The sequence below is a fragment of the Actinomycetota bacterium genome (genome assembly GCA_040905475.1).
In the GTDB taxonomy this organism is placed as follows: Bacteria; Actinomycetota; AC-67; order AC-67; family AC-67; genus DATFGK01.
In genome coordinates this window covers 1-1,785 of record JBBDRM010000023.1, presented here as the reverse complement: position 1 = coordinate 1,785, position 1,785 = coordinate 1, and the positions used below count along the sequence as shown (strand labels likewise).

The 1,785-nt window shown below is 65.3% G+C and carries 3 protein-coding genes; all 3 read left to right on the top strand.

Going from position 1 to position 1,785, the window contains the following annotated elements; all coding sequences use genetic code 11:
- A partial coding sequence (locus WEB06_02265; GenBank protein MEX2554437.1) for an SDR family NAD(P)-dependent oxidoreductase occupies window positions 1–669 on the top strand: 669 nt, incomplete at its 5' end.
- Window positions 666–1,118, top strand: a complete 453-nt coding sequence (locus WEB06_02260) for an SRPBCC family protein (GenBank protein MEX2554436.1) — start codon at window positions 666–668, stop codon at window positions 1,116–1,118. The genes WEB06_02265 and WEB06_02260, both read left to right, overlap by 4 nt.
- Window positions 1,118–1,785, top strand: a 668-nt coding sequence (locus WEB06_02255; GenBank protein ID MEX2554435.1) for an SDR family NAD(P)-dependent oxidoreductase, incomplete at its 3' end; no start/stop codon positions are given. The genes WEB06_02260 and WEB06_02255, both read left to right, overlap by 1 nt.

Here is a 1,785-nt window from a genome sequence, read left to right as displayed (position 1 = left end):
GAGGGGATCATCGCCGACGCCGTGAAGAACTTCGGCTCGATCGACATCCTCGTGAACAACGCCGGCATCCTCCGCGACAAGTCCCTGCTCAAGATGGAGGAGGACGACTTCGACGCGGTCATCGCCGTTCACCTGAAGGGAACCTTCCTGTGCACGCGGCACGCGGCCCCGATCATGAAGGAGAAAGGCTTCGGGCGGATCGTGAACATCGTGTCGTCCGCGGGGCTGCGCGGGAACTTCGGGCAGACGAACTACTCGGCGGCGAAGGCCGGGATCGCCGGGATGACGCTCACCTGGGCGATCGAACTCGGCAAGTACGGGATCACGGTCAACGCGATGGCGCCCTCGGCGGTCACGCGGATGACCACGGGGCTGCTCCCCGGCACCGAGAACAAGGTGCCGCCGGAGATGGACCCGGCGAACAACGCGCCGCTGATCGCGTTCTTGGCCTCCGAAAAGGCGGCCCACATCAACGGCCAGGTGTTCGGGCGCCGCGGGTACACGTACACGATCTTCCAGCAGTACAAGATCTGGGCGGGCATGTACGCCGAAGGCGGCTGGACCGCCGAGAAGGTCGCCAAGAACTTCGACTCCGTGCTGGCCAACTACATGACGAAGCCGGGCATGGACATCACGATCAAGAAGCCCGAGAAGGAAGAGAAGAAGTGACCATCGAGGTCGCCTACGCCGAGTCGATCGACATCGGAGCGCCGCCGGCCAGCGTCTTCGCCCACCGGCTCGACTTCATGAACCTGCCCGACTACATGAACCAAGCGTCCGGCATCCGTCGCACGGACGGCGGGACCGACCCGGGCCCGGGTGCCGACTACGCGTTCGATCTGACGATCCCCGGTATGGGGGCGATGGAGGCCTACATCAAGGTGCTCGAGGTCGACGCCCCGCACCGGATCGTGTTCGACACCGGCTCTTCCGGGATGGGCGGCCGCGAGGTCTCGACCTTCACCGAGCTGCCCGACGGCGGCACCCACGTCGAGTTCGCTTTCTCGATGTCCCTGCCCGACGAGGCGGCCGAAGGCGTGAGCTTCGTCGAGGACTCCGGACGTTCGTCGTTCCGCGGCGAGCTCGAAGGGTTGAAGAAGTTCTTCGAGGGCGGCTGATGCGCCTCCGGGAAAAAGTCGCGATCATCACCGGAGCCGGTCAGGGCATCGGCCGCGCGTACGCGCTGCGGTTCGCCGACGAGGGCGCGAAGGTCGCCGTCGCCGACCTGAACGACGCCAACGCGGACGCCGTCGCGAAGGAGATCGAGGCGGCCGGAGGCCGGGCGATGGCCGTTCACGTGGACGTTGCCGACGAGGCCTCGACGCAGGAGATGGCGAAGACGGTCGTCGACGCATGGGACCGGATCGACATCCTGGTGAACAACGCCGGGATCTTCTTCGACCTCGAGCAGCAGAACAACACGCTGGACTATCTCAAGAAAGTGCTCGATGTGAACATGATCGGACCGTGGCTCTGCGCCCGGGCGGTCTTCCCGACGATGCGCGCCCAAGGCAAGGGAAAGATCATCAATCAGTCGTCCGGCGCCGCCTGGATGTACGCGATGGCCGGGTACGCGATGAACAAGGACTCGACCGAGCTGCCGAGCTACCACTATTCCCTGTCGAAGGCGGGCGTGAACGCCTACACGCACTTCATGGCAGCCGCGCTGGGACAGTTCGGGATCAACGTCAACGCGATCGCGCCCGGCGTCACGATGACCGACGCCACCCGCAAGCACGTCCCCGACGCGATGATGGGCGCGATCAAGATGATGAGCGCGCTTCG